The sequence below is a fragment of the Heliobacterium chlorum genome, from assembly GCF_014502795.1.
Lineage (GTDB): Bacteria > Bacillota > Desulfitobacteriia > Heliobacteriales > Heliobacteriaceae > Heliobacterium > Heliobacterium chlorum.
In genome coordinates this window covers 1-21,833 of record NZ_JACVHF010000025.1, presented here as the reverse complement: position 1 = coordinate 21,833, position 21,833 = coordinate 1, and the positions used below count along the sequence as shown (strand labels likewise).

The 21,833-nt window shown below is 49.9% G+C and carries 17 protein-coding genes and 1 rRNA gene; 4 read left to right on the top strand and 14 right to left on the bottom strand.

Translation table 11 applies throughout. The annotated features are described in order from the left end of the window. Positions 1-17: 17 nt before the first annotated feature. Both cshA and H1S01_RS16570 read left to right on the top strand, forming a co-directional pair. Positions 18-1,469 (top strand): degradosome RNA helicase CshA, encoded by a 1,452-nt coding sequence (gene cshA / locus H1S01_RS16575; RefSeq protein ID WP_423751933.1) that lies wholly within the window; start codon positions 18-20, stop codon positions 1,467-1,469. A gap of 133 nt (positions 1,470-1,602) precedes the next feature. Next, positions 1,603-2,982: an NAD(P)-dependent oxidoreductase gene (locus tag H1S01_RS16570; protein WP_188041515.1), complete on the top strand. Its 1,380-nt coding sequence runs from the start codon at positions 1,603-1,605 to the stop codon at positions 2,980-2,982. Between the two features lie 176 nt (positions 2,983-3,158). On the opposite strand, the gene H1S01_RS16565 is transcribed toward H1S01_RS16570, so the two are convergent. The 13 genes from H1S01_RS16565 to H1S01_RS16505 all read right to left on the bottom strand — a co-directional run bounded on the left by H1S01_RS16565 (position 3,159) and on the right by H1S01_RS16505 (position 19,767). After that, on the bottom strand, positions 3,159-4,646 hold the full coding sequence (locus H1S01_RS16565; protein WP_188041514.1) for a hypothetical protein: 1,488 nt from the start codon (positions 4,644-4,646) through the stop codon (positions 3,159-3,161). Continuing rightward, positions 4,633-6,105, bottom strand: a complete 1,473-nt coding sequence (locus H1S01_RS16560) for an N-acyl-D-amino-acid deacylase family protein (RefSeq protein WP_188041513.1) — start codon at positions 6,103-6,105, stop codon at positions 4,633-4,635. Before H1S01_RS16560 ends, H1S01_RS16565 begins: the two co-directional genes overlap by 14 nt. Positions 6,106-6,661: 556 nt before the next feature. Continuing rightward, the gene (locus H1S01_RS16555; protein ID WP_188041512.1) at positions 6,662-7,687 is read right to left on the bottom strand and encodes a uroporphyrinogen decarboxylase family protein; all 1,026 of its coding nucleotides are present in this window, start codon (positions 7,685-7,687) and stop codon (positions 6,662-6,664) included. Between the two features lie 314 nt (positions 7,688-8,001). Beyond that, positions 8,002-8,202: a YwbE family protein gene (locus H1S01_RS16550; RefSeq protein WP_188041511.1), complete on the bottom strand. Its 201-nt coding sequence runs from the start codon at positions 8,200-8,202 to the stop codon at positions 8,002-8,004. Positions 8,203-8,291: 89 nt separating this feature from the next. Beyond that, positions 8,292-10,232: a DEAD/DEAH box helicase gene (locus tag H1S01_RS16545; RefSeq protein ID WP_207732388.1), complete on the bottom strand. Its 1,941-nt coding sequence runs from the start codon at positions 10,230-10,232 to the stop codon at positions 8,292-8,294. A 274-nt stretch (positions 10,233-10,506) separates the two neighbouring features. Beyond that, positions 10,507-11,475, bottom strand: coding sequence for a diguanylate cyclase (locus H1S01_RS16540; protein ID WP_188041510.1), 969 nt, complete (start codon positions 11,473-11,475; stop codon positions 10,507-10,509). Between the two features lie 36 nt (positions 11,476-11,511). Then, on the bottom strand, positions 11,512-14,229 hold the full coding sequence (locus tag H1S01_RS16535) for a response regulator (protein ID WP_188041509.1): 2,718 nt from the start codon (positions 14,227-14,229) through the stop codon (positions 11,512-11,514). A gap of 103 nt (positions 14,230-14,332) precedes the next feature. After that, the gene (locus tag H1S01_RS16530) at positions 14,333-14,725 is read right to left on the bottom strand and encodes an Hpt domain-containing protein (RefSeq protein WP_188041508.1); all 393 of its coding nucleotides are present in this window, start codon (positions 14,723-14,725) and stop codon (positions 14,333-14,335) included. A gap of 157 nt (positions 14,726-14,882) precedes the next feature. Continuing rightward, entirely contained in the window at positions 14,883-15,737 is an 855-nt protein-coding gene (locus tag H1S01_RS16525; protein WP_188041507.1) for a carbon-nitrogen hydrolase family protein, read from the bottom strand. A gap of 168 nt (positions 15,738-15,905) precedes the next feature. Then, complete coding sequence (locus H1S01_RS16520) at positions 15,906-16,757, bottom strand: DUF6544 family protein (protein ID WP_207732387.1); 852 nt, start codon at positions 16,755-16,757, stop codon at positions 15,906-15,908. Between the two features lie 39 nt (positions 16,758-16,796). Further along, on the bottom strand, positions 16,797-17,477 hold the full coding sequence (locus H1S01_RS16515; RefSeq protein WP_207732386.1) for a YitT family protein: 681 nt from the start codon (positions 17,475-17,477) through the stop codon (positions 16,797-16,799). A 254-nt stretch (positions 17,478-17,731) separates the two neighbouring features. Next, positions 17,732-18,961, bottom strand: a complete 1,230-nt coding sequence (locus tag H1S01_RS16510) for an LL-diaminopimelate aminotransferase (protein WP_188041505.1) — start codon at positions 18,959-18,961, stop codon at positions 17,732-17,734. A gap of 182 nt (positions 18,962-19,143) precedes the next feature. Continuing rightward, positions 19,144-19,767 carry a DUF4230 domain-containing protein gene (locus H1S01_RS16505; protein ID WP_188041504.1) on the bottom strand — a complete coding sequence of 208 codons (624 nt, stop codon included), beginning with the start codon at positions 19,765-19,767 and terminating at the stop codon, positions 19,144-19,146. A gap of 252 nt (positions 19,768-20,019) precedes the next feature. Here H1S01_RS16505 and H1S01_RS16500 point away from each other — a divergent pair, with 252 nt between their 5' ends. Both H1S01_RS16500 and nudC read left to right on the top strand, forming a co-directional pair. After that, positions 20,020-20,448 carry a PaaI family thioesterase gene (locus H1S01_RS16500; RefSeq protein ID WP_243237394.1) on the top strand — a complete coding sequence of 143 codons (429 nt, stop codon included), beginning with the start codon at positions 20,020-20,022 and terminating at the stop codon, positions 20,446-20,448. Between the two features lie 278 nt (positions 20,449-20,726). Continuing rightward, positions 20,727-21,536: an NAD(+) diphosphatase gene (gene nudC, locus H1S01_RS16495; protein WP_188041503.1), complete on the top strand. Its 810-nt coding sequence runs from the start codon at positions 20,727-20,729 to the stop codon at positions 21,534-21,536. A gap of 92 nt (positions 21,537-21,628) precedes the next feature. On the opposite strand, the gene H1S01_RS16490 is transcribed toward nudC, so the two are convergent. Continuing rightward, positions 21,629-21,833: ribosomal RNA gene (locus H1S01_RS16490) — 23S ribosomal RNA — on the bottom strand; the annotation flags it as partial.

Here is a 21,833-nt window from a genome sequence, read left to right as displayed (position 1 = left end):
ATGGAGGATGGAGCAGGTTGGAAAAATTCAAAGCGTTAGGCATTTCCGATAGAATTCTGCAGTCTCTCAATACCATGGGCTTTGAGGAGCCAACACCGATTCAGGCGCAAACGATCCCTCCGGCTATGGATGGAAAAGATCTGATCGGGCAGGCCCAGACAGGCACGGGAAAAACGGCCGCTTTCGGCATTCCCCTGATCGAAAAGTCAAGCAACAAAGAAGGACAACTGCAAGCAATCGTCCTGACGCCCACCCGGGAATTGGCTATTCAAGTGGCCGAAGAACTCAACCGGATCGGGAACCAGGCTGGAGTCCAGTCGTTGCCTATCTACGGGGGACAGGATATCGTCCGGCAGATTCGGGCCTTGAAAAAGCATCCCCAAATCGTCGTGGCGACGCCAGGCCGGCTGATGGATCATATGCGTAGAAAAACGATCCGTCTCGGGCAAATCAGCATCATTGTCCTCGACGAAGCCGATGAAATGTTAAACATGGGCTTTTTAGAAGACATCGAAACGATTCTGCAAGAAACGCCCGATACCCGGCAGACACTCCTGTTCTCCGCCACGATGCCCAGACCAATCCAAACATTGGCCCAACGGTTCATGAAAGATCCTGAGTTGATTAAAATCCAAGCCAAGGAAGTTACCATTCCCCTGGTCGAACAGCAGTACGTCGAAATGCAGGAGCGCCAGAAGTTTGACGTACTCTCTCGCCTGCTTGACATTCAATCGCCGGAACGTTCTATCGTCTTCGGCCGTACCAAGCGGCGGGTCGATGAACTGTCAGAAGCCTTGAAAAAACGGGGCTACTCAGCCGAGGGCATTCACGGCGATCTGACCCAAGGCAAACGGGACAGTGTCATCCGCCAGTTCCGCGAAGGGACTGTGGAGATCTTGGTCGCCACCGATGTAGCCGCTCGCGGCTTGGATATCAGCGGCGTCACCCACGTGTACAACTTCGATATCCCCCAAGACCCGGAGGGTTACGTGCACCGCATCGGACGAACGGGCCGGGCCGGCCAGACTGGTGTAGCTGTCACCTTTATCACCCCCCGCGAGATCGATCATCTGCGGACCATCGAGCGGTCGACCCGGCGAAAGATGCTTCGCATGTCGATCCCTACCGTCACCGAAGCCCGGGAAGGCCAACAGCGCTTGGCTATGGATAAACTGTTGCGAGTTGTCCAAGAAGGGCGTATCGACCCCTATAAAACCCGAGCCGAGGAATTGCTGAATGAAGAAGATTCGGTCTCCCTATTAGCGGCAGCCTTGAAACTGCTGACCAAAGAAACGAACAATCTCACGATTCAACTTACCCCTGAATCACCCCTGAGAGTTCGTAAGCCTTTTCAAAAGAAAACGCACAAAGGCACTGGCAACCGAGGGCGAGTCTATGCCGGCGACAAAAACAACCGGGGAAAATTCAACCCGCCCCCTCGAAACCTACCTCAACAAACACTTCATTAAAGTAAACAGCTCCCCGGTACATCAACGTACTAGGGAGCTTTCTTTCATCTTTACCCATGCAGGAATCCCTCAGAAGTTAGGGAATTATTATAGGTCCAAATATTCTTACCACGAATAAAGCGGGGGGATTCCATTGATTATTGATAAAGGAAGCGATTTTGACACTGTTGAGCTCTCTTTCGAAGAAATCGACAAAGGGTACACACCGCGACAAGCCATCGCCGAGGCCAAGCGTTGCCTGCGCTGTCCGAAACCGGCCTGCCGCAGCGGCTGCCCCATCGAAAACGAAATCCCCCAATTCATTGAAGCATTAGCCCAAGGCAATATCGGCGAAGCCAGCGCGATCATTGCCCAGCGAAGCAACCTCCCCGCTGTTTGCGGGCGGGTCTGTGCTCATGAAAAACAGTGTGAAAGCTATTGTGTCCTCAACAAAAAGGGCTCGGGGATCAAGATCGGCAAACTGGAACGATTTATCGCCGATTTTGATGCCGAAATGGGGATCACCCAGCCTACGGCCTGCCCCGTTCTGAATAAAGGAAAAGTAGCCGTAATTGGCTCCGGTCCTGCTGGGCTGACTGTAGCCGGCGATCTAGCGAAACAGTGTTTTGATGTCACCGTCTTTGATGCTCAAGAAGAACCGGGCGGTGTGCTCATGTATGGCATCCCCGACTTTCGTTTAAACAAGGAAGTCGTTCGAAGGGAAATTGCCAAAATCGAGAACCTGGGCGTCACGTTCCACAACAAAGTGGTCGTCGGTCAAGATATTGCGGTAGATGAGCTTTTTGCCGAAGGCTATGATGCCGTATTTCTCGGCACTGGCACAGCCCTGCCAAAACGCATGGACATCCCCGGCAACGAATTGCCTGGAGTCATTCAAGCGGCCTACTTTCTGCGTGTGGTCTCTCTTGCCAACGCCGGGAAAGTGAGCCACCGGGAAATTCCCATCTCCATCGGTGATAAAGTCTTTGTCATCGGCGCAGGCAACGTGGCCATGGACGCGGCCCGCACCGCTCTTCGACTCGGCGCTTCCAAAGTGGCCGTAGTCTACCGCCGCGGCGAGTCTGAGATTACGGCTTTGCGCAGCGAATACGAAGACGCCAAAGCCGAAGGAGTTTCTTTTCTCTGGATGTCGTCACCGGTTCAATTTATCGGCGAGGAGATTCTGTCTGCCATCGAGGTAGAACATACGACCTTTGACTCTGAGGGACACCTCGTCAGTACAGGCCAGAAAGAAACCCTTCCTGCTGATAAGATCGTCCTCGCCATCGGCCAGAGACCAGCAGCACGGATCATCACTTCCACCGGCGGCATCGAAGTGGACCGCAACGGCTATGTCATTACCCGGGAGCGCCCCTACGGTATGACAACTCGGCGCGGCGTCTTTGCCGGTGGTGATGTAGTCCACGAACCGGCCACCGTAGTTCTGGCGATGCGGGAAGCCAAAAAGGTCGCTTCCGGAATCGCCATGTATGTGGAAGCGAAAAAGCTCTTAGAAGAATGTGGGGAAGGTTAAGGCCTACAAAGCTGGAGGTCCGATAATACACAACAATAACTCTAAAAAAGAAAAAAAAGAGGATGGGCCATAATTTTGTCGGCCTCTCCTCTTTTTTTATGGTGTTGAACTTTTCCTATGTTATCAGACTATTTTTATGTTATTAAGCTCTTCAATAGGCTTCGTTAACTTCGCACTTAGCCCCCGGCCTTCTTGGCATTATAGTCCTTAAGAAACTGGTTATAAAACTTTTGGATACAACCATTCAACTGTTGCGCTTCCGTCATTTTCGCTCGGGAATCATTGTCACTGCCCTTTAAAGCCAAGTTAGCTGCTTCCTGTACTGCATCGCAATACTGGATCGCCTGGTTCAGCGCTCCGAGGAGTTCATATTTTAAGGGTTGGTACTCTTGAGGCGTCGGTAGAGCTTCGATCTGTGCTTGGAGAGCTAGACGCACTTTTTTCCCCTCCGCAACTGCATTCGACAGACCGGTCCAGTCGAGTCTTCCATAGTTAAATTCGTTGAACGACTTCGACAGATTTGCCTTAGCCGTATCGTACTGTGCCACGAGCGAGTCCATGGACGCGAAGAAGGTCTTTGGATCCAGCGCAGCCGCGTTTCCACCATTGTTTCCGGCAGCGTTATTCCCATTACCGGACGGTTCAGCCGGTTTTGCCTCCGATGAACCCGGCTCTGGTGACTTACCTTCGCTGTTTTTTGCGCCTTCCGCCACCTGTTGAGCGATCGATTTTAAGGTCACCGGCGGCCGTTGCACATCGAAAACTCCACTGATCCGACTGCCGATCTGATTCAAATTGTTATGGATGTCCACATCGCTGATTCCCCTGAGCACTTCCACCTTTTGCTGGAGTTCCTGATAGGTGTTTTTTGCTTTAAATAAGGTCTTCCATGCTTCTTCCACTTGGCTGATCAGATTTTTCTCGAGGGCGATCACTTCGTTGATCGTATCTTGCTCTCCTATATATTTCTGCGGTGCTTGCATAGAGCCATGTTTGTCTTTCGCCTCATCCAGTTTCTTTTCTAATTGACTTATTTGGTCTTCATTCAGTTTCCCATCGTTTTTCAAGGGAACATCGTTCAGACTCTGAATGAGGCCGCCGTTGACACCGTCTATATCCGCGAGGACCTGCTGCATCTGCCGGAAATAATCCGATTCGGCTAAGACTTGCTTGCTGTAGTTGATCCACCAGTAAGCTCCGCCACCGCCGAAGAGAGCTCCCGCCACGATAACAGAGACGACGATCTTCCACTTCCCGCCTTTTTTCTTTTCCGACGCCGGCCCTTTGGTACCCTTTGCGGCGGCTTTCTCGTTGCTTTTCAGAATAATCGGCTCGTCTACGGTTGCAGATATCTCCGTTTGGGCAGAACTCCCCTTGGAGGAAGAAGCCTCTACCTTCCCCTTATCCGGTTTTCCTGCATCCTGTTTCGTATCCGACTTGGTCTTCACTGTATCTGATTTTGCCGTTTCTGTCGCTTCACTCGTTTTTGACGGCCCCTTTCCTAGATCGTCAGTGCTATTTGATTCACTTTTTGGGGTATCTTCTTTTAGGGCCTTTGGTGTATCTTCCGAAGGCTCCCCCTCAGTCAGGCGTGCCCCGCACTTTCCACAGATGATCTCCCAGCCTTCCATTGGCTTCCATCCACAGCGTTTACAGTAGAGCATGTTCGATCCCTTCCCCCTTCAACCACTCGCCAGGCCTTTTGCCTGTCTGCTTCCCTCCGTCGATCACCTGCACTCCATTGACGAAAACGTGCTTCATCCCCTCTGGTAGCAGGTCCGGATGTTCCTTTCGGGCGAGATCCCGGAAGCGCTCGTAGTCAAAGACGATCACGTCTGCTTTCGCCCCTGCCGTGAGCCGGCCTCGGTCTCTCAATCCGAGTCGAGTTGCGGGAATGCTGGTCATCTTGGCTACAGCTTTTTCCAGTGTGAGCACCCCATTTTGCCGGACATATCGCGAGATCACTCGCGGATAGTTCCCATAAGCCCGGGGATGTCCAGCTCCCCCGTTTTCATAGAGGCCAGCGTCACTGGCAATAAAGATGCGTGGGTGAGCCAATCCAAGAGCGATGTTGTCCTCAGAGATAAAAACCTGAGTGCTGCCAAAATCCCAGGAGGGATAGTCATAGACATACATATCCCCCCAGACGTCCAAACCGGATTCAGCCGCTTGACGTATCTTATCCAACATCTTGGGGAATTTAGACCAGTTCTCCGGCAGCAAGGCTTTCACGTGGGAGATTTGAAGGGACACTCCAGTCGCTTGTGCAACCTCAAGAATCTCGTTCACGGCTTCCAGCAAGTATTGTGACTCACTACGCAGGTGCACCGCTAAAAGGGCTTTTTTGCTCTTCAAGGCTTGGGCATACTGTTTTAACTCCTCTTTGGCCATGGAGTACTGGGGCGTATATTCAAGGGCCACCGACATCCCTGTGGCCCCTTCACTAAGCCCCCGGAGGAGCAAATTCCGCATCTGATCGATCTCTTTTGGCGACGCTTTACGGTCTACGTCCCCGCCTAGTACCTGCCGGCGAAGGTTTAAATAGCCCACGAACTGTCCGTAGTTGACCCCGAGCGACCCCATTTCATTGCGAAAATCCTTGATGTTGTCGATAGAGTCGCCACAATTTCCGCCAATTTGGGAGGTAATCCCCTGAAAAAGTCGTACTCCGGCGAGCGGATTGGCCTTTAGATAGTCTTCATTATGGGTATGGATGTCAACAAAACCGGGTGTGATACAACCACCGGCTGCGTCAATAATCTGGCATTGCTCCGGCAGTCGATAGCGCTGGTTTCCGTTGATATAAAGTCCTTTCTCCAGGCGGGTTTCTGCTTCTGACTTTACCACCGCTTCAATCCGATCGCCCTTAATGGCGATGGCGCCCTCATAAGCAGGTACTCCCAGCCCGTCGACAATTTTTCCGTTGTAAATTAAGAGATTCCAATTCACATCCTGTGTCTTGGCGGGGAACATTACGGGTTGCGGGACTACTCCTGACGGCAACGGGGGCATTGGCAGGTCATTTTCCATTAAGGGAACCAGATATTCTTTCGCAAAGTAACTCCCGCCCATTGCCGCACCGACAAAAGTTGCGGCCATATGTAGAAAATCCCGACGTCTCATCTTCGGCTTAGCCTCTTTCTCTCGTTCGTCGGTACGATGACAACGGTTCTTGATACCATCACCCCCCCACCATAACAACACAAAAAGAAAATTTTTCCATATTATTCTTATGAGACGACTCGTCAATTTAGTCGCAATATTTTACTTGTGACAAAAAAAATTTTGTAAACAATTGTCTATCTTTTGGCTAAAAAGAAAAGACAAGGATTCTTTACCGTAACGGTAGAGAATCCTTGTCTTTTTGAACTAACCCTATATGTTCATTGGGGACAGGAAGAATCAGTCCACATTTACTTTGACGGCGGTGTAATTCTGTTCTTCAAGGAAGCGGTTAAAACGCCGGAGGGCATTCTGAATTTTGGCTTCTGCTACTTCGTCGGAAAAGAATTGTTGAAACATATTGAGCACTCCTTGTTTTTCATTATCTTGGGCACATTGTTATTATAGCACCAATGATAACACTTCTCAAGAGAAAATAGTTCTCATTCAACATTTTTTTATCTTGGCAACAGCCTTCATCAACCAAAAGTGTAGCGATATCTTCTAGGCAAGCCGACTACAGGCAAGCTGAATCCTGCGATAGGTACTTCCAGTTTGCTTTGTCAGCATAACGCTCGACAACTAACCGAACTGTCGTTATATTGTTTTCCGGAGGGTTGGGAACAGTGACACATCCCGGACCAACCATGACACCACGCAAATCAGTCTCCCGTAAAAAGGTTGCTACCTCTTGAATGACTTGATAGGGATTCCCGTAAGAGATGGGTCCAGCCTCATCCAAGCCGCCGATGATGCACTTATCGGTCATCTCTCGGGCCTGTTTCAGGGGCGGATACTCATGGCAATCATGCCAGTTTATAGCGTGTACTGGATAGTCGAGCAGTTCGTCAAACATGATCCGGCTGCCGTGGATGTGAAGTATATTGAACCATCCGGCACTGGCCGCTCGCAGCACATCTAGATCGTAGGGACGGCAAAACTCCTCATATTCATCTGGCGTCAAAGAGCCATGATTGGCGCAGGCTGTAGCAAAAAAGACCCCAGAAGCTCCTGCCGCAAGGTTCGCCTTGACAAATTCGATCGTAGTTTCCGTGATCACTTCCAGTGCCTTGTGCAGGATTTTCGGGTCTTCCCGTAAATCCTCGAACACTCGCTCCCCAGCCAATTTTCTCGCGATCGTCAAAGGGCTGTATACGGTCTGGACAAAGGGAACATCCGGTTTTACTAACTCTTTGACATGGCGAGTAAAAATCAGTTGTTTCCCCAATGTTCCGATCGTTGGCAGCAACACTTTCAGTCGCCGCCAGTCGGAGATGTGTTCAATGGCATGCCGGTATATGACCGGGGATTGTGTCTTTGTGCAAAAATACTTAATCTGGCATCCCCAGTCCTCAACGCAGTACAAGTCAAAGGGGGTCAACTTGATAAAATCTAAGTCATATTTTTCTTGAAAGATAACATGGGCTTTCGCTAGTTGAACCGGATCTTGATCGACGAGGGGATAATTCATCCATAAAGACACTGGCGGTCGATCGACATCCCCGCCCTGTAGGGCAGCTTTTACCCTCTCCCATTTCGTCACAGCCATTCCTCCTCTTCCTTACGAAAAACAAAAAGACCAAGTCCACCCCAAAGGGGGTAAACTTGGCCTTCAGCTTTCTGATCAGCCAACTCGTTTTTTGTTGCTCACTTACTTCCACGGAGACTGTCTGACAAATGCCCCGGGAATGTGATCCGAATCTTATCACCGCTTCAGAACATTGTCAAGGATTTACCGGTCATCTTCTTCCAATCTTTCCTTCACTATCACTTGGACCAATCGTTGTTGATCACCTTCAAGATTTGGAACCAAGAATTCCTGCCGCCAGACAAAACATCCATGTAGGATTTGATATTTTATTCCATGATGGATTGGACCCGGCCGATTTGGCCGTCCTGAAGACGAACTTTGATCCCATGGGGATGTTGGGGCGATTTGGTCAGGATGTCTTTTACCACCCCACGGGTTCGTTTGCCTGTCAATTGATCCTTCTTTAGAACGATTTCCACTTCCAGCCCAGGTGAGATGTCTTTTCGACTCTTTCCGTCTTTCGTCATCGACTCAGGTACTCCTTGGTGTAAGACTTCTCGTGTTAGTTGCAAAAGGTTAGCAAAGTGAGTTCGTCGATGTTCACATTGATTACTGGCTATCCTTTTTTCGGCGTAAAGGTCTTTCCTCCAGGCCGCATCGGTTTCCCAGGCTTACCACCGGGTTTTCCCTGCGGTTTTCCAAGTGGTTTTCCCTGTGCAGTCTCGAAAGGCTTGTCTTTCCCTATACCCTTTGGTTTCTCGAAAGGTTTTCCGGCAAATTTGCCGGCAGGCTTTCCTAAGTCGTTTCCATGTGTTCTACTGTGAGTTTTTTCATAGGGCTTGCTCTGAAATTTACCAGGTGGCCTTTCGTACGGTTTACCCTGGGATCGTTCCTGCGCTTTTTCATCAGGTTTACCTTGAAAATTACCGTCATACTTTTTCAATGGTGTACCTTGGAATTTACCTTCAGCTCTTCCATAGGACTTGCCCTGAAATCTATTTTCAGTTCTACCCTGTGACTTCTCCGGATACCGGCCTTCGGACTTATCGTGCGGCTTTCCTTGGTTTCTTCCTTCGGACTTATCGAATGATTTACTTTGGTTCCTATCCCCGAACCTATCCAAGGATTTTCCTTGGTACCTGCCCTCAGGTTTATCATATGACTTACCTCGAAAACCCGACTCAGATCTCTCGAAGGACTTTCCTGGGAATTTACCTTCTGTCTTCTGAAAAGACTTGCTTCGGAATTCTCCATCGGTCTTTTCAAAGGGCTTGCCTTGAAATTTACCTGTCGGTATTTCCTTTGGCTTCCCTTGGGGCTTACCATACGGATGTTCTGACCGATTCTCGGTGAAACCCGCTCCCGTTTTTTCGGAGAGTTTTCCAGTGGGCTTTCCCGCAAGTTTACCGGCGGGTTTTCCTTTACCGTTATCGGCGAACTGCCGGGCTGGTGCAGTTTTTCGCTCCGCTTTTACGGCCATTTCTCCGTAGAACTTCTTCAGGCGTGCCTCCTCAGAAGGGGTGACCAATGCGATGACCTGTCCGGCGGCACCCATCCGTCCCGTCCGCCCGGTACGGTGAATGAACGAAGTCAGTCTCTCTGGAAGGTCGTAATGGACCACGTGGGTAACTTCGGGAATATCCAATCCCCGAGCGGCCAAATCCGTGCCGAGAAGTACGGTGAGCCGGCCTTCCCGGAAGTTCTTTAAGATATGTTCCCGCTCCGATGCCGTCGCTTCTCCCTGCAACGCCGCAGCGGGAACATTTTTTTCCCGCAGGCGTGTGAGGATATGCTCTAAAAAGGCGGTATTATTCATGAATACGAGCGCTTTGGTTCCACGTTCTTTCACGATTTGACGCAGCAAGTCAGCCTTGTCCCGCCGATCACCGACATAGTAACGATGATTCACTGAACCGGTAGGCACTTGATTCCGTCGGACCCGTATGAATTCCGGGTCGACCATCACAGATTTTGCCCATTCGGTCACCCGTTCGGGAAGAGTGGCTGAAAAAAGCAGCAACTGACGGTCCCGCAGGGTCGCACGGATCAGGTCCTGCACAGCCTCGGCGAAACCCATATCGGTCAGTTGATCGGCCTCATCCAACACGACCGTTTTCACTTCATGCATCTTCAGCTTGCGGCCTTTGATTAGCTCCACGATGCGATTCGGTGTCCCGACGATAATCTGGGGCCGCTCTTTGAGCTTTTCCGTCTGTCGGCGAATGTCGGCACCGCCGATAAGAGCCACTGATGCGATGGTGCTGCCCTCGGTCCAACGCTTCACTTCGTCCTGAATCTGCGCCACCAGTTCCCGTGTCGGTGCCACGATGACTGCCTGGACATTTTTCGAATCTGAATTTACCCGCGTGAGAATAGGTAACAGGTAAGCTAGCGTTTTTCCAGTCCCCGTCGGTGACTCGGCGATCAGATCTTTTCCGGCCAAAATCACGGGGACCGCCTGCCGTTGGACTGCGGTTGGATGTTCAAAGTGTGCTTTTTGCCAGATTTGCTGGATGAACGGTTGGAAGGATTGTAACATTTCCCATGGTGTATTCATCGTTTTATCTCCTTGTCAGCCCCTAAACTCTTTTCCTGGCTTATCCCTACCTCCTATCTTATCACCCTTACAGAAAAATGCAAAAAGAAGGCATGCTACTGGACAAGAAAAAAGCAATAGGGGCTTAGAAAACAGGCTCTCCAGCTATACAAGTAGAACACCCTGGTCGACAGGTACGCCTTCATCCAGAACCAAAAACGAAAATGCCGCTGTAACTTCTACAGCGGCATTTTCACTCCCGATCGCCATATAGACAAACCTGCATGGAATCAACTCACAGCAAACAGACACTTTCCACCCGGTTTCTCCCGGTTCGCTTCGCTTCGTAGAGGGCCTGATCCGTTCTGTCTATAAAAGCTTCCAACGAATCACCCGGTTTCGGAACTACCGTGACCACACCCATACTAACGGTCACTTTATCGGTGATCGAAGACGCTTGATGGGGGATCGCCTTCTCTTCGACGGCGAGTCGGATGGCCTCTGCCAGTAGAAGCGCCCCATCACAGTCCGTCTCCGGTAAAATCAGCGCAAACTCTTCCCCGCCATAGCGGCAAGCCAGATCGGCCGGCCGGCGAGCAAAGGACTCCAGCAGTCGAGCGATAATTTTTAAGCACTCGTCACCGCCAAGGTGTCCATAGGTATCGTTATAGGCTTTGAAAAAGTCAATGTCCGCCATGATCAAAGAAAAAGTTCTTTGGTTTCGGATGGCTCGCTTCCATTCTGCTTGAATGTATTCGTCAAACCTGCGCCGGTTAGCCAGTTCGGTCAATCCGTCCAAGGCAGACAGGGTCTTTAGCTTTTTAACCACTTCCTGCAGACTGCGGGTCACTTCCAATAATTCTTCTTCCCGCGCCTTCCGGCGATCCATCTCCTCTTTCAGGGTCAAAGCGGAACGAATCCGGGCGAGCAGTTCCACCCTTTTGATCGGTTTCGTGATGTAGTCCATCGCCCCTGCCGCAAAAGCCCGTTCTAACTCGTCCATATTCGTTAGCGCTGTGACCATGATAACCGGAATATCGGCCGAACCCTCCTGAGACTTTATGATCCGACAAACCTCAATTCCATCCATCTCGGGCATCATCACATCTAATAAAACGAGGTCCACTTCCACATCGCCCTTTTCCAAGAGGTCAAGCGCTTTATGGGGCGAATCGATATTCGTTACTTGATAGCCTGCTTTCGACAGGATTGCATCCAAATAAATTCGGACGTCTTCGGCATCATCAACGATTAAGATATGCATCCTTTTTCCCTTCCTCATCATCCAAGCCCAGCCGCTTTATGAATGTGATGTATACCACCGGATGGCTTCCAGTAAGGTTTTTTTCCGAATCGGCTTACTTAAGTGGGCGCTGCACCCGGCGTCAAGACTGCGCCGGACGTCTTCTTGCATCGCATTGGCCGTGAGCGCGATAATCGGTATTTCCTTCCGTTCCATCTCTTTCTCCCAACGCCGTATTTCCGCCGTTGCGATATACCCATCCATAATAGGCATCAGCATATCCATCAACACAACATCATAGTTGCCCTCTTTATATTTTTCCACGGCGATGCTGCCGTTCTCAGCGATATCGATCTGATAGGGCAAATCTTTTAGATAAGTGCGCACAAGTAGGCAATTGTCTTCGGCATCATCGACCAGCAAAATGCGCAGGGGCCGTTCTCCTTTGGGTTCGCCTGAGTTTATCGAACCCGCGTCCCGCTCCATGGCTCTGCTATCGACGCCGATAATTCTAGTTAACGTGTCGTACAAGGCTGCCCGCCGGACCGGCTTGACCAAATAAGCAGCCAAACCTAGCTGTTTAGCCCGTAGAATATCACCTTGCCGGTTATCAGAAGTCACCATCAAGACCGTAGAACCTTGAAGCCCTGGTTCTCCCTGGATCAATTCTGCCACCTGGAACCCGTCCATGCCGGGCATCCGGCAATCGAGTAAAACTAATTGATAGGCCTCTCCTCGATCAGCCGAACGCTTCATTTCAGCGATCCCTTCTTCTCCCCCCGGTGCTTCGACAGCGATAACCTCCCAGGACTTGAGGGTCTCTAAAAGGATCCTTCGGTTTGTTTCGTTGTCATCGATGATGAGTACACGAAGTCCTTTCAAGGTGTGCCCATACGTTTTCGCCGTCTCCAGCAAAAGGCCTTCTTCTCCGGCAGCTGCAAATTGAGCAGTAAAGTAGAAGGTACTACCCCGGCCGAGAATGCTTTCTACCCATATTTTCCCGTTCATCATTTCGACCAAATGCCGGGAAATCGTCAACCCGAGTCCCGTGCCTCCGTACCGTCGAGTCGTCGACGAATCGGCTTGGGTAAATCGTTCAAAGATGATCTCCTGTTTTTCGGGCGAGATGCCAATTCCCGTGTCAGACACGCTAAAACGAAGGGCCTTTTCCTCTTCTGGCTTCTCCGGATCTCGCTCGATCCGTAAGATGATCTCTCCCTGCTCCGTAAATTTGATAGCGTTGCCGATCAAGTTGATCAACACTTGCTGCAGCCGTTCTGGATCACCGACGACATAGGCGGGCACGTCCGAAGATAGATGACAGGCCAATTCCAACCCTTTTTTGTGCGCCCGTACCGCCATGATTTCACTGGTCTTTTCCACCATTTCAGACAGATGAAAATTCCGGCTTTCCAACTGCATATGGCCGCTTTCGACCTTTGAAAGATCGAGAATATCGTTAATCAGGGTCAAGAGCGTGTCTCCGGCTGCACGGCAAATTCGCAAGTATTCTCTCTGTTCCAAAGTCAGGTTTGTTTCCCAAAGAATCTCCGTCATCCCTAATATGGCATTCATCGGTGTCCGAATTTCATGGCTCATACTCGCCAAAAACTCGGACTTCGCCTTCGAAGCAGATAGTGCCGCATCGCGGGCTTGTTCTAATGCGTCATTGGCTAAACGCAACTGTTCTACATGGCCGTCGATCGTCTCGGCCATATGATTAAAGGTGCGGCTGAGTTCGCGTAACTCGGAAGGTGTACCCCCTCGTTCAGGCAAGTAAATCCGGTGGGTGTATTTTTTCTGTTGCATAAGCCGTGAACCGTGAATGAGTCGATCGATAGGTTCTCGAATCCGGTTAGAAACATATACGGTCAACGGAATCGAGCCTAGGACAATCAGTACCAGATAAGCGATCATCTTGCGCTGTCGATCGTAAAAGGGTTGGAACACCTCGGCTTCGGTGATTTCCCCGACGATGATCCAGCGCTGCCTCTGCATCCACGCGAAGGCGCCGAGAACCTTATCCCCATCGTAGTTCCTATATGTAGATGCGCCCGATATTCCCCGAATGGCACTCTGATAGGCATCACTGTCGACCTTTAACTTCATCCGTGTCGTATCGGTGACGATTCCCCGCTCAATCAAATGGGATGTAAATCGTGACTCTGTGAGCATAATGCCCTGATCGTTGAGCAAGTAGGTTTCGCCGGTCTCCCCCGGTTGATAGCGATTCATCACGGTTTCAATCGTCGACAAACTGACAGAACCAAAGACAATCCCTTTGAATTGGTTCTGTGCATCGTAAACGGGGGCAGAAACGATAATCACCGGACGTCCCGTATTTCTTCCTGTCAGCACATCGGAGATATACGAATTGCCCTTCTTCCCTTCTTGAAAATAGGCTCGGTCGGACAGGTTGATGGCTCCGGCCCGGCCGCCCGTGTCTATTTCGTTATAGCCCTCTTTGTTGATAAATGCAAAACCGTTAAAATCCGAGTGTCCCGTGATAAAGCTGTTAAAGGTGTCGTAGACCTCTTTCTGACTTCCGCTTCGCACCGAGTTAAGCCTTGCCAAGGTTTGTACTTCCCCGCGGCATTGATCGAACCATTCGTCAATGGCATCACGTTGCAGATCGATAACATGGGTGAGTTGTTGGTACTTATCATTTCTAACATGATTATATTCTTCGTACGAGAAGAGCGCTAAAAACCCGATCGCTGGGACTAAGACGAGGAGAATCCCCCAAAGGTTAAGCTGTGTCTTTAGACGATTCAAACGCTCATTTCTTCCTAATCGATGATGCCACTTTTCAGAATCCAGCGCCATTTGGGTGTCACCCCGCCTTCGTTCGCTTCGACGTCGTACTCTTCGACTCGTTCTACCGGAGAAGCACAGAAAATTGCTCCGTCCGGAGTGTGCAAAGCTGTTGATAAACCAGTTCACACTCTTTTTCCAGAGACCCGAGTACTTCTCTTGCCCTAGCTAATTCACCGGACTGACCCATCGATTCCAGTTTCCAACTCAGTTCGCTCACTGTGTCGGCTCCCAACATGGCACTGCTTGATTTGAGACTATGGGCGCTCGCTCGCAACCCTTTCGCATCTTCTTGGGCAATAGCCTCTCTGACGGCATCCAATTTTTTAGGCGTCTCTCGAAGAAAGATGGACACGAGTTGTTCTAGCAGGCTCACCGCATCGGCCAGCTCTAAATCTTCCACGATATCGCCCATAAACTTTAGATTTAAACTTATTGAGTTTTCTTTATAACCCAAAGACATCCCTCATCGCCCCACTCAACAAACGGAAAAGGTGACTTCATACTTTATGTTACATGTTCGCGAAGGAATAACAAAAACCTTTTTATCACAATACACATCATGTCATATTCCTCAAGCAGAACGCCCTTTAGTTGTCCACTCATTTTTTGTCTTACAAGTCGGGATACAGATCAGTTCGCCGGTCTCGCCAAGTAGTGACAGCCCCCCGCTCCCGAACCTGATAGAGCAGTTCCAAATCCAGATCGGCCGTCACGATCATATCCTGGTTGATTTCCCCTTCGGCTAAGATCCCTTTCGGTGGAAAGGGAATATCGTTCGGTGTAAGAATCGCCGCTTGACCGAAGTTCGCCCGCATGAAATCAACCGTAGGCAGGGAGCCGACCGTTCCAGTGGTCACCACATAGACCTGATTTTCGATCGTCCGGGCATGGCTCGTATACCGGACCCGATGAAATCCATGACGGTCATCGGTACAAGAGGGGCAGAAGATCACATCGGCTCCGTTGGCTCTCACCATCCGGACAATCTCGGGAAACTCGATGTCATAACAGGTCAACATGGCGATAGTCCCTTTAGCCGTTTCGAAGACGTTCACTTCGTTCCCAGCGCCCATATTCCATTCCTTCACTTCTGTAGGCGTAATGTGTATCTTCGGCTGCCGGGCGACTCTGCCGTCAGGGTAGAACAGATGGGCCGCGTTGTATAACCGCTCCTTTTCCCGGATCACGTGAGTCCCGCCGATGATGTGCATCCTCATTTGCTTGGCCAGCCCAGCAAACAAGGAACAATAGGCGTCCGTAAAAGCCGGTAGGTCCCCAATGGTTAGTGCCTTCCCCTGGCTATCACCTATAGACATCAACTGCGTCGTTACAAACTCGGGAAACAGGACAAAATCGGCTTCAAATTCAGCCGCTGTTTTAACATAATGCTCCACTTGCTGAGCGAATTCTTCAAAGGATCCGATGGTATGCAGGTGATACTGTACCGCAGATACTCGGAATTTCATAGAAAACCTCCTTCGCATAAGGTCCTATAAACCCATATATCTCATTTCATCAGTGACCGACATTTTTACAGATAATAAAAGAAAAATTGATGGCCTAGCTGGCGGCACGAATGAGGTCATACCTAAAAGTATAATGTTTAGAATCATTCGTCCCGATAGAAGGCCTTCTTACGGTTCGACTAAGGCTTGATCATACACGATATCGGTAACCTCTAAGCGAAACCACTCGAAGTCGCCGCTTTTTAACTTCCAGACGATGCTGCACTGATTCGGCACCCGGATCCCCTGGAATTCCTTATACCCCTTGACGACACAGACCCAGTCCTCTAACCGATATTCGCCGTTGTTTTCCATATATCTGCGGGCGCTGAATTGGATCACGTCACCCTTTTCGTCAAACGTAAACGTGCCCGACGCGGTTACCCCTCCATAACTCATGGTCGCCTTGGCCCTATTCCCATCGACTTCTTCCCAAGTGATATGCTCATTCAATACAGCCGAAGGAACCCATATGCACTCGCCTAGATACCGTAATAGTGTCCCTTGATCGATCTCCGGTCCCTTCGAATCCACGACCGGTACGAGGGCGAGAAACTTAATCAACATGCTCCCTTTACCGTTTTGATACTTGTCTCTACCCACCAAGTACAAGAGCGGTGCTGTTTCAATGTTCGCCTTCCACACAAACCCCGGCTCGTCGGGCGATATGTATTGCTCCGCTTGCATGGGCATCCATGGCTGATCGGCTTTGGTCCGCAAGAACCCCTTTTGTTCCAACCGGACGGTCCGAACAGGCTCCCTTCCGATAACATTCGAACGCTCGAGCCATTTTTGAACCGGCAAGGGCAACCCTGCTACATCCTCTCGTCGGATGATGTCCTTTGTATATTCTTTTTTCCCCTCCAGGAGGCCTCTCACTTCGTCGATTACCATCTGGTTGAAGAGGTAAGTGACGGTTAATGCGACTGTGAAAACCACACCCATTGTGATTGCCATAACACTAAGGGCGACCTTAATCACTTTAAACATCCTCCCTCACTGTTACCGTTTAGCTTTAGTTCAGGGGTTCTCCTGCGTCCCTATTGAGCGGGAACTGACTTCCGGCTTATACCGGATCGGAAAGCGGCCCTTCGAAAAGCTGATAATGGACGATAAAATGACGACAGACAACACCGAATAGGCACCTTTAACGAACCCTACCGAGTAAAGGGCAGACATGACGACGGAGAAGTCGATGACGAAGGTGATCTTCCCCGGATCCCAACCAAAGCGTTTATGGAAATAGAGAACGAGGATATTGACCCCGCCTAAGGAAGATCCGTTCAAAAACAGATATGACAAGCCAACGCCGACAAAAGCCCCGCCGAAAAAGGCACCCGCCCAGTCTGGAACCGTAAATGCGGGGAACAAGCGGTCGGCCATCGTCGTGGTAGAGAGGATCAACGTCGCCAAAAAAGTCGACACGGTAAAACTCCAACCCATCCGCATGATCGAAAGGATATAAAAAGGGATGTTCACGATCAGGTACACCGTAGAAAAGGATGCGTTCAAAAGATAAGATAAACTCAAAGCCAGCCCGGGCGTTCCCCCCGTCACCAGGTGAGCGTGCCGAAGCAAGATGATGCCGATACTGGCAAGGACACATCCGATAAAGATACTTTGAAATTTACGCAAGATTTCCATGCCTGACCAGGCGTTATGTCCCATCTCTTTTGGGGTAAGACTAGGCTCAGTACTCAATTCGGCGTCCTCCATCTGTTCTGTACTTCAAATAATTCCACAATCTGTGGGCGATTCCTCTCACCCCGACTGATTAGCGATGTCTCACAGGCAGCGGTAATGTGATGATAAGGCAGTGAAGTGAAACGGTGAAAGGCAAGGAATTAAAAAGGCCGGAAGAAAATGCTCTTCCGACCTTTACAGCGATTCTATGAATTCCACGAAGCCCTGATTTCCATGCCGTTTTAACCGACGTGGATTCAGTAGACCTTATTCTACATTCTCGTCTTGATCCGCTCCAGGGCTTTTTCGGTGTTTTCCCGAGTGCCAAAAGCGGTCAAACGGAAGTATCCCTCACCGCTGGCGCCGAAGCCGGCTCCAGGGGTTCCCACGACGTTGGCTTGATTCAAGAGCTTATCGAAGAACTCCCAAGAGCCCAGGTTGTCGGGAGTCTTCAGCCAGATGTAAGGCGCGTTCACACCACCGAAGACCTTGTATCCGAGGTTAATCAGGCCTTCCCGGATCAGACGGGCATTCTCCATGTAGTAACGGATATTCTCCTGGATCTGTTGTTGGCCTGCTTCGGAGTAGATGGCCGCCGCAGCCGCTTGCACAGGATAGGAGACACCGTTGAACTTGGTCGTCTGTCTTCTCAGCCAGAACTTGTTCAAGCTGTGGGCATTCCCGTTGGAGTCGTAGGCCATGACTTCCTTCGGCACGACCGTATAAGCACAGCGGGTACCGGTAAAGCCGGCTGTCTTGGAGAAGCTGCGGAATTCGACGGCTACCTCGCGAGCACCTTCGATCTCGTAAATGCTGCGGGGAATGTCTGCTTCCTGGATAAAGGCTTCATAGGCCGCATCATATAAAATGATCGACTTGTTTTCCCGGGCATAATCGACCCATTGCTTCAACTCATCCCTCGTCAGGGTCATCCCAGTGGGGTTGTTGGGGAAGCAGAGATAGAGCATATCGACACGGGTTTTAGGCAGTTGGGGCTTCATGCCATTTTCTTCTGTGCAGGGCAGGTAGACGATATTATCAAACTGGCCTTTTTCGTTGAATTGTCCCGAACGACCAGCCATGACGTTGCTGTCGACATAGACGGGATAGACGGGGTCGGTCACGGCGACGACGTTGTTGAGACCGAGGATCTCCTGGAAGTTAGCCGTATCCGGCTTGGAACCATCGCTGACGAAAACTTCATCGATGGCCACATCAATCCCTCTGGACTTAAAATCGTGGTCGATGATTTTTTCGAGCAAGAAATCATAACCCTGCTCGGGGCCGTAGCCGCGGAACGTATCGAAACGACCCATTTCCTCGACAGCCTGCTTCATCGCCTCGACGATCGCCGGCGTAAGGGGCCGTGTCACATCACCAATCCCTAAACGGATGATGTCGGCTTCGGGGTTATCCTTTTTAAACTGGTTGACTCTCCGGCCGATTTCGGAAAATAGGTAGCTGCCAGGCAATTTGAGATAATTTTCGTTGATCAGCGCCATGGGTGTTCAGTTCCTCCCTTAGAACATATTTTCTTAACAACTTCCATGTAGTGAAGAGTTTATTAGCCGCTTCTATTGAACAGGGATATCCAAAGTAGAGATATATCTTCCATTATAGTACAGGTATACCTCCACTGCAAACCTACTGTGTAAGTATAGTTATCCTTCTCGAAGGGTGGCGTCTATGGCAATAGGACAAAAGAAATCTCCGTAGCCCCCGCCTCTTTCAGCATCTTCTCGATGGTTTCCTTGGCCTTCTCTTCGGCCTTGTCCAAAATTCCCTGCTCCATCGCAGTATTGGTGAAATCAACTAGGGCGTCATTCTCCAGTTTATGAATCTCATCTCTCGATAGTTTTCGAATACTCCGCTTATCTACAAGTACCTCCCATGTATCAGGCAGGCATTCTTTATAGCGGATCGTAGCTTTTGGTATCGCAATGGTCACTTTTTTGCCCTGAACCTCTTTGATATCCATCTTGCTGGCGTCAATTCCAGCGGCCACTTTGGCCTTGCCCACAGCCACGTATTGCCGGTCTGTAAAAGGAAGATCAAAAGAAAAGCCGTAGGCAGCGAGTCTTTTATGATCTTTAAAATTGATCATGGTCTGCCCGGTATATTCATAGGTCACTAAGTTTGCCACGTCACGAAGTTCAGTGATGTTTACGACGATGTTATTCTCTGTTGTCGTGTTTACTCTTGGAACAGCCGCATCAGGAGGAAAGGGAAGCTCGAAGATCATCCTACCTAAAACAAAGGCACCGACGATCGATAGTACGACGAAGATATACTTTGTATTTTTGTTCATTGACAACTCCCTCCCTACGCCCTATTCCTATTGATTCATCCAGTCCCTTTCAGTATATCGAATTGTATGTATCCATCCTATGGGGCAAAATAAGCCAGTTACCCCCATAAAAGCTGCAGGGCATTAATTTCGTCGATGAAATTAAACGAATACGGGGCCTTGTGCGAACTCACTTCCACCTTTAAAATCCCTTTACATTTATACAGTAGAGCGCTATGGTAAAAAGGAAAGTAAAGGAAGGATTGGTGACAGATGACGGAACGGGAACCCAGAGAGGAAGAGGCCTGCCTCGACCCAGCCTCCTATCGACAAGGCTTTATGGAACGAGATGCATTAGCCCAACACCTGGGCATCTCTTTGGATGAGGTGGGCCCCGGTTATGCTAAAGCAACTCTCCTAGTCACTCCCCCGCTGTTGAATGGAAAGGGATTGACTCACGGCGGTGCGGTCTTTACCCTCATCGATATTGCCTTTGCCGCTGCCAGTAACATCTACGGACCGACTGCCCTTGGATTAAACGTGAATGTTAGCTATATGAAGGCCACTCATGAAGGCGAAACACTTACCGCCATCGCCAAAGAAGAAAAGAAGACACGCAAGATCGGTTTTTACCGGATGGAGGTCTATGACAGCAAAGATGATCTCGTGGCTGTGGCGGAAGGGATCGTCTATCGGAAATAAGAATTAGAGGCTCCCTTATCGGGTGTTTCAGCTAAATTCAAACCATAAAAACGGGGACTGAACTCACCGGTTAGGGTTCGGTCCCCGTTCTACTTCCCTAATCTATTTCGATAACTTGTCTCGAGTCTACTTCAATTACGTTGAAGCCAGACCATAGAACTCTGTATCTCGTGGTTGAGCATTTTGGCGGTTAAAGCTTTTTACAGGATCACTTCATTCCCTGGAGATTATGATACTATGAAGCATGAGACTGTAATTCGTGTTAAGGTGGCGACGGGATGGAGAAACGTACATACTGGTTTATCTTCAACAACAGTGAACTTCTGATAAAAGAAGTTGAGGGTATGGCTCACATCGTGACTCAAGACGATATTGAAGCCACAAATATGGAACTATCAACAATCCAACCGATCGGTCAGGTAGACGAAAATAGCGTTTATGTGGCATCTATCGGAGACGCCCAACCGCCGGAGGGCTTTTCCTATACAGACTTACGGCGACTCTATGGACGTACCGAGGATAAGCATTTCTTTCTGGCCATGCGTGCACTACACATCTTCACATGGTTGAAGAAAAATCAGTTTTGCGGTTGCTGCGGCCGTCCTCTAACGATGTCGTCCCAGGAACTCGCATTACAGTGCGAAAACTGCGGTCATCTCGTCTACCCCCGGATCTCCCCGGCCATCATCGTCGCCGTCATTAAAGACGATCAGATCTTGTTGGCTCGTCCCAATCGGGTTCCACGGGCTGAATGGTACAGTGTACTTGCCGGATTCGTCGAGCCAGGAGAGACTCTAGAAGACTGTGTAAAGCGAGAGGTTAAAGAGGAAGTCGGCATTGATGTCGATCATATTCAATACTTTGGCAGCCAACCGTGGCCCTTCCCCGATTCACTCATGATCGGCTTCACCGCACAATATGCTGCAGGAGATATTACGATTGACCCCGTTGAAATTGGGCATGCCGATTGGTTTTCCGTAGACCACCTACCGACTCGTCCTGCGAGTTTTAGTATCGCCTCTAGACTCATCGAGTGGTTTATCTCCAGTCAGCATGTAAGGACAATGAAAAGCCAAGGTAAGGATTAAAACTTTATAACAAAAGAAGCCATGGTTCATCAAACCATGGCTTCTTTTGTACCCCATCAACACTACACAGAGTTAATGTATCGTAAAGCTGTAAGGTCAAGTCCTCGACCGATTCGTACCCGTCGACTGAACGCCTCACGGCGTGTACATCTCGGGCCGATCAACCAGGTCATCTTCCTGGGGTCTTACCTCTTTCGAGTGGGAAGTCTCATCTTTGGGTCGGTTTCGCGCTTAGATGCTTTCAGCGCTTATCCGCTCCCGACATAGCTACCCAGCGCTGCCGTTGGCACGACAACT

Coding starts and splice junctions, on each gene's coding strand:
- H1S01_RS16500 (WP_243237394.1), top strand. CDS start 20,020: ATGACGGAACGGGAACCCAGAGAGGAAGAGGCCTGCCTCGACCCAGCC.
- H1S01_RS16510 (WP_188041505.1), bottom strand. CDS start 18,961: ATGGCGCTGATCAACGAAAATTATCTCAAATTGCCTGGCAGCTACCTA.
- nudC (WP_188041503.1), top strand. CDS start 20,727: ATGGAGAAACGTACATACTGGTTTATCTTCAACAACAGTGAACTTCTG.
- H1S01_RS16525 (WP_188041507.1), bottom strand. CDS start 15,737: ATGAAATTCCGAGTATCTGCGGTACAGTATCACCTGCATACCATCGGA.
- H1S01_RS16540 (WP_188041510.1), bottom strand. CDS start 11,475: ATGCATATCTTAATCGTTGATGATGCCGAAGACGTCCGAATTTATTTG.
- H1S01_RS16505 (WP_188041504.1), bottom strand. CDS start 19,767: ATGAACAAAAATACAAAGTATATCTTCGTCGTACTATCGATCGTCGGT.
- H1S01_RS16545 (WP_207732388.1), bottom strand. CDS start 10,232: ATGAATACACCATGGGAAATGTTACAATCCTTCCAACCGTTCATCCAG.
- H1S01_RS16550 (WP_188041511.1), bottom strand. CDS start 8,202: ATGACGAAAGACGGAAAGAGTCGAAAAGACATCTCACCTGGGCTGGAA.
- H1S01_RS16565 (WP_188041514.1), bottom strand. CDS start 4,646: ATGCTCTACTGTAAACGCTGTGGATGGAAGCCAATGGAAGGCTGGGAG.
- H1S01_RS16560 (WP_188041513.1), bottom strand. CDS start 6,105: ATGAGACGTCGGGATTTTCTACATATGGCCGCAACTTTTGTCGGTGCG.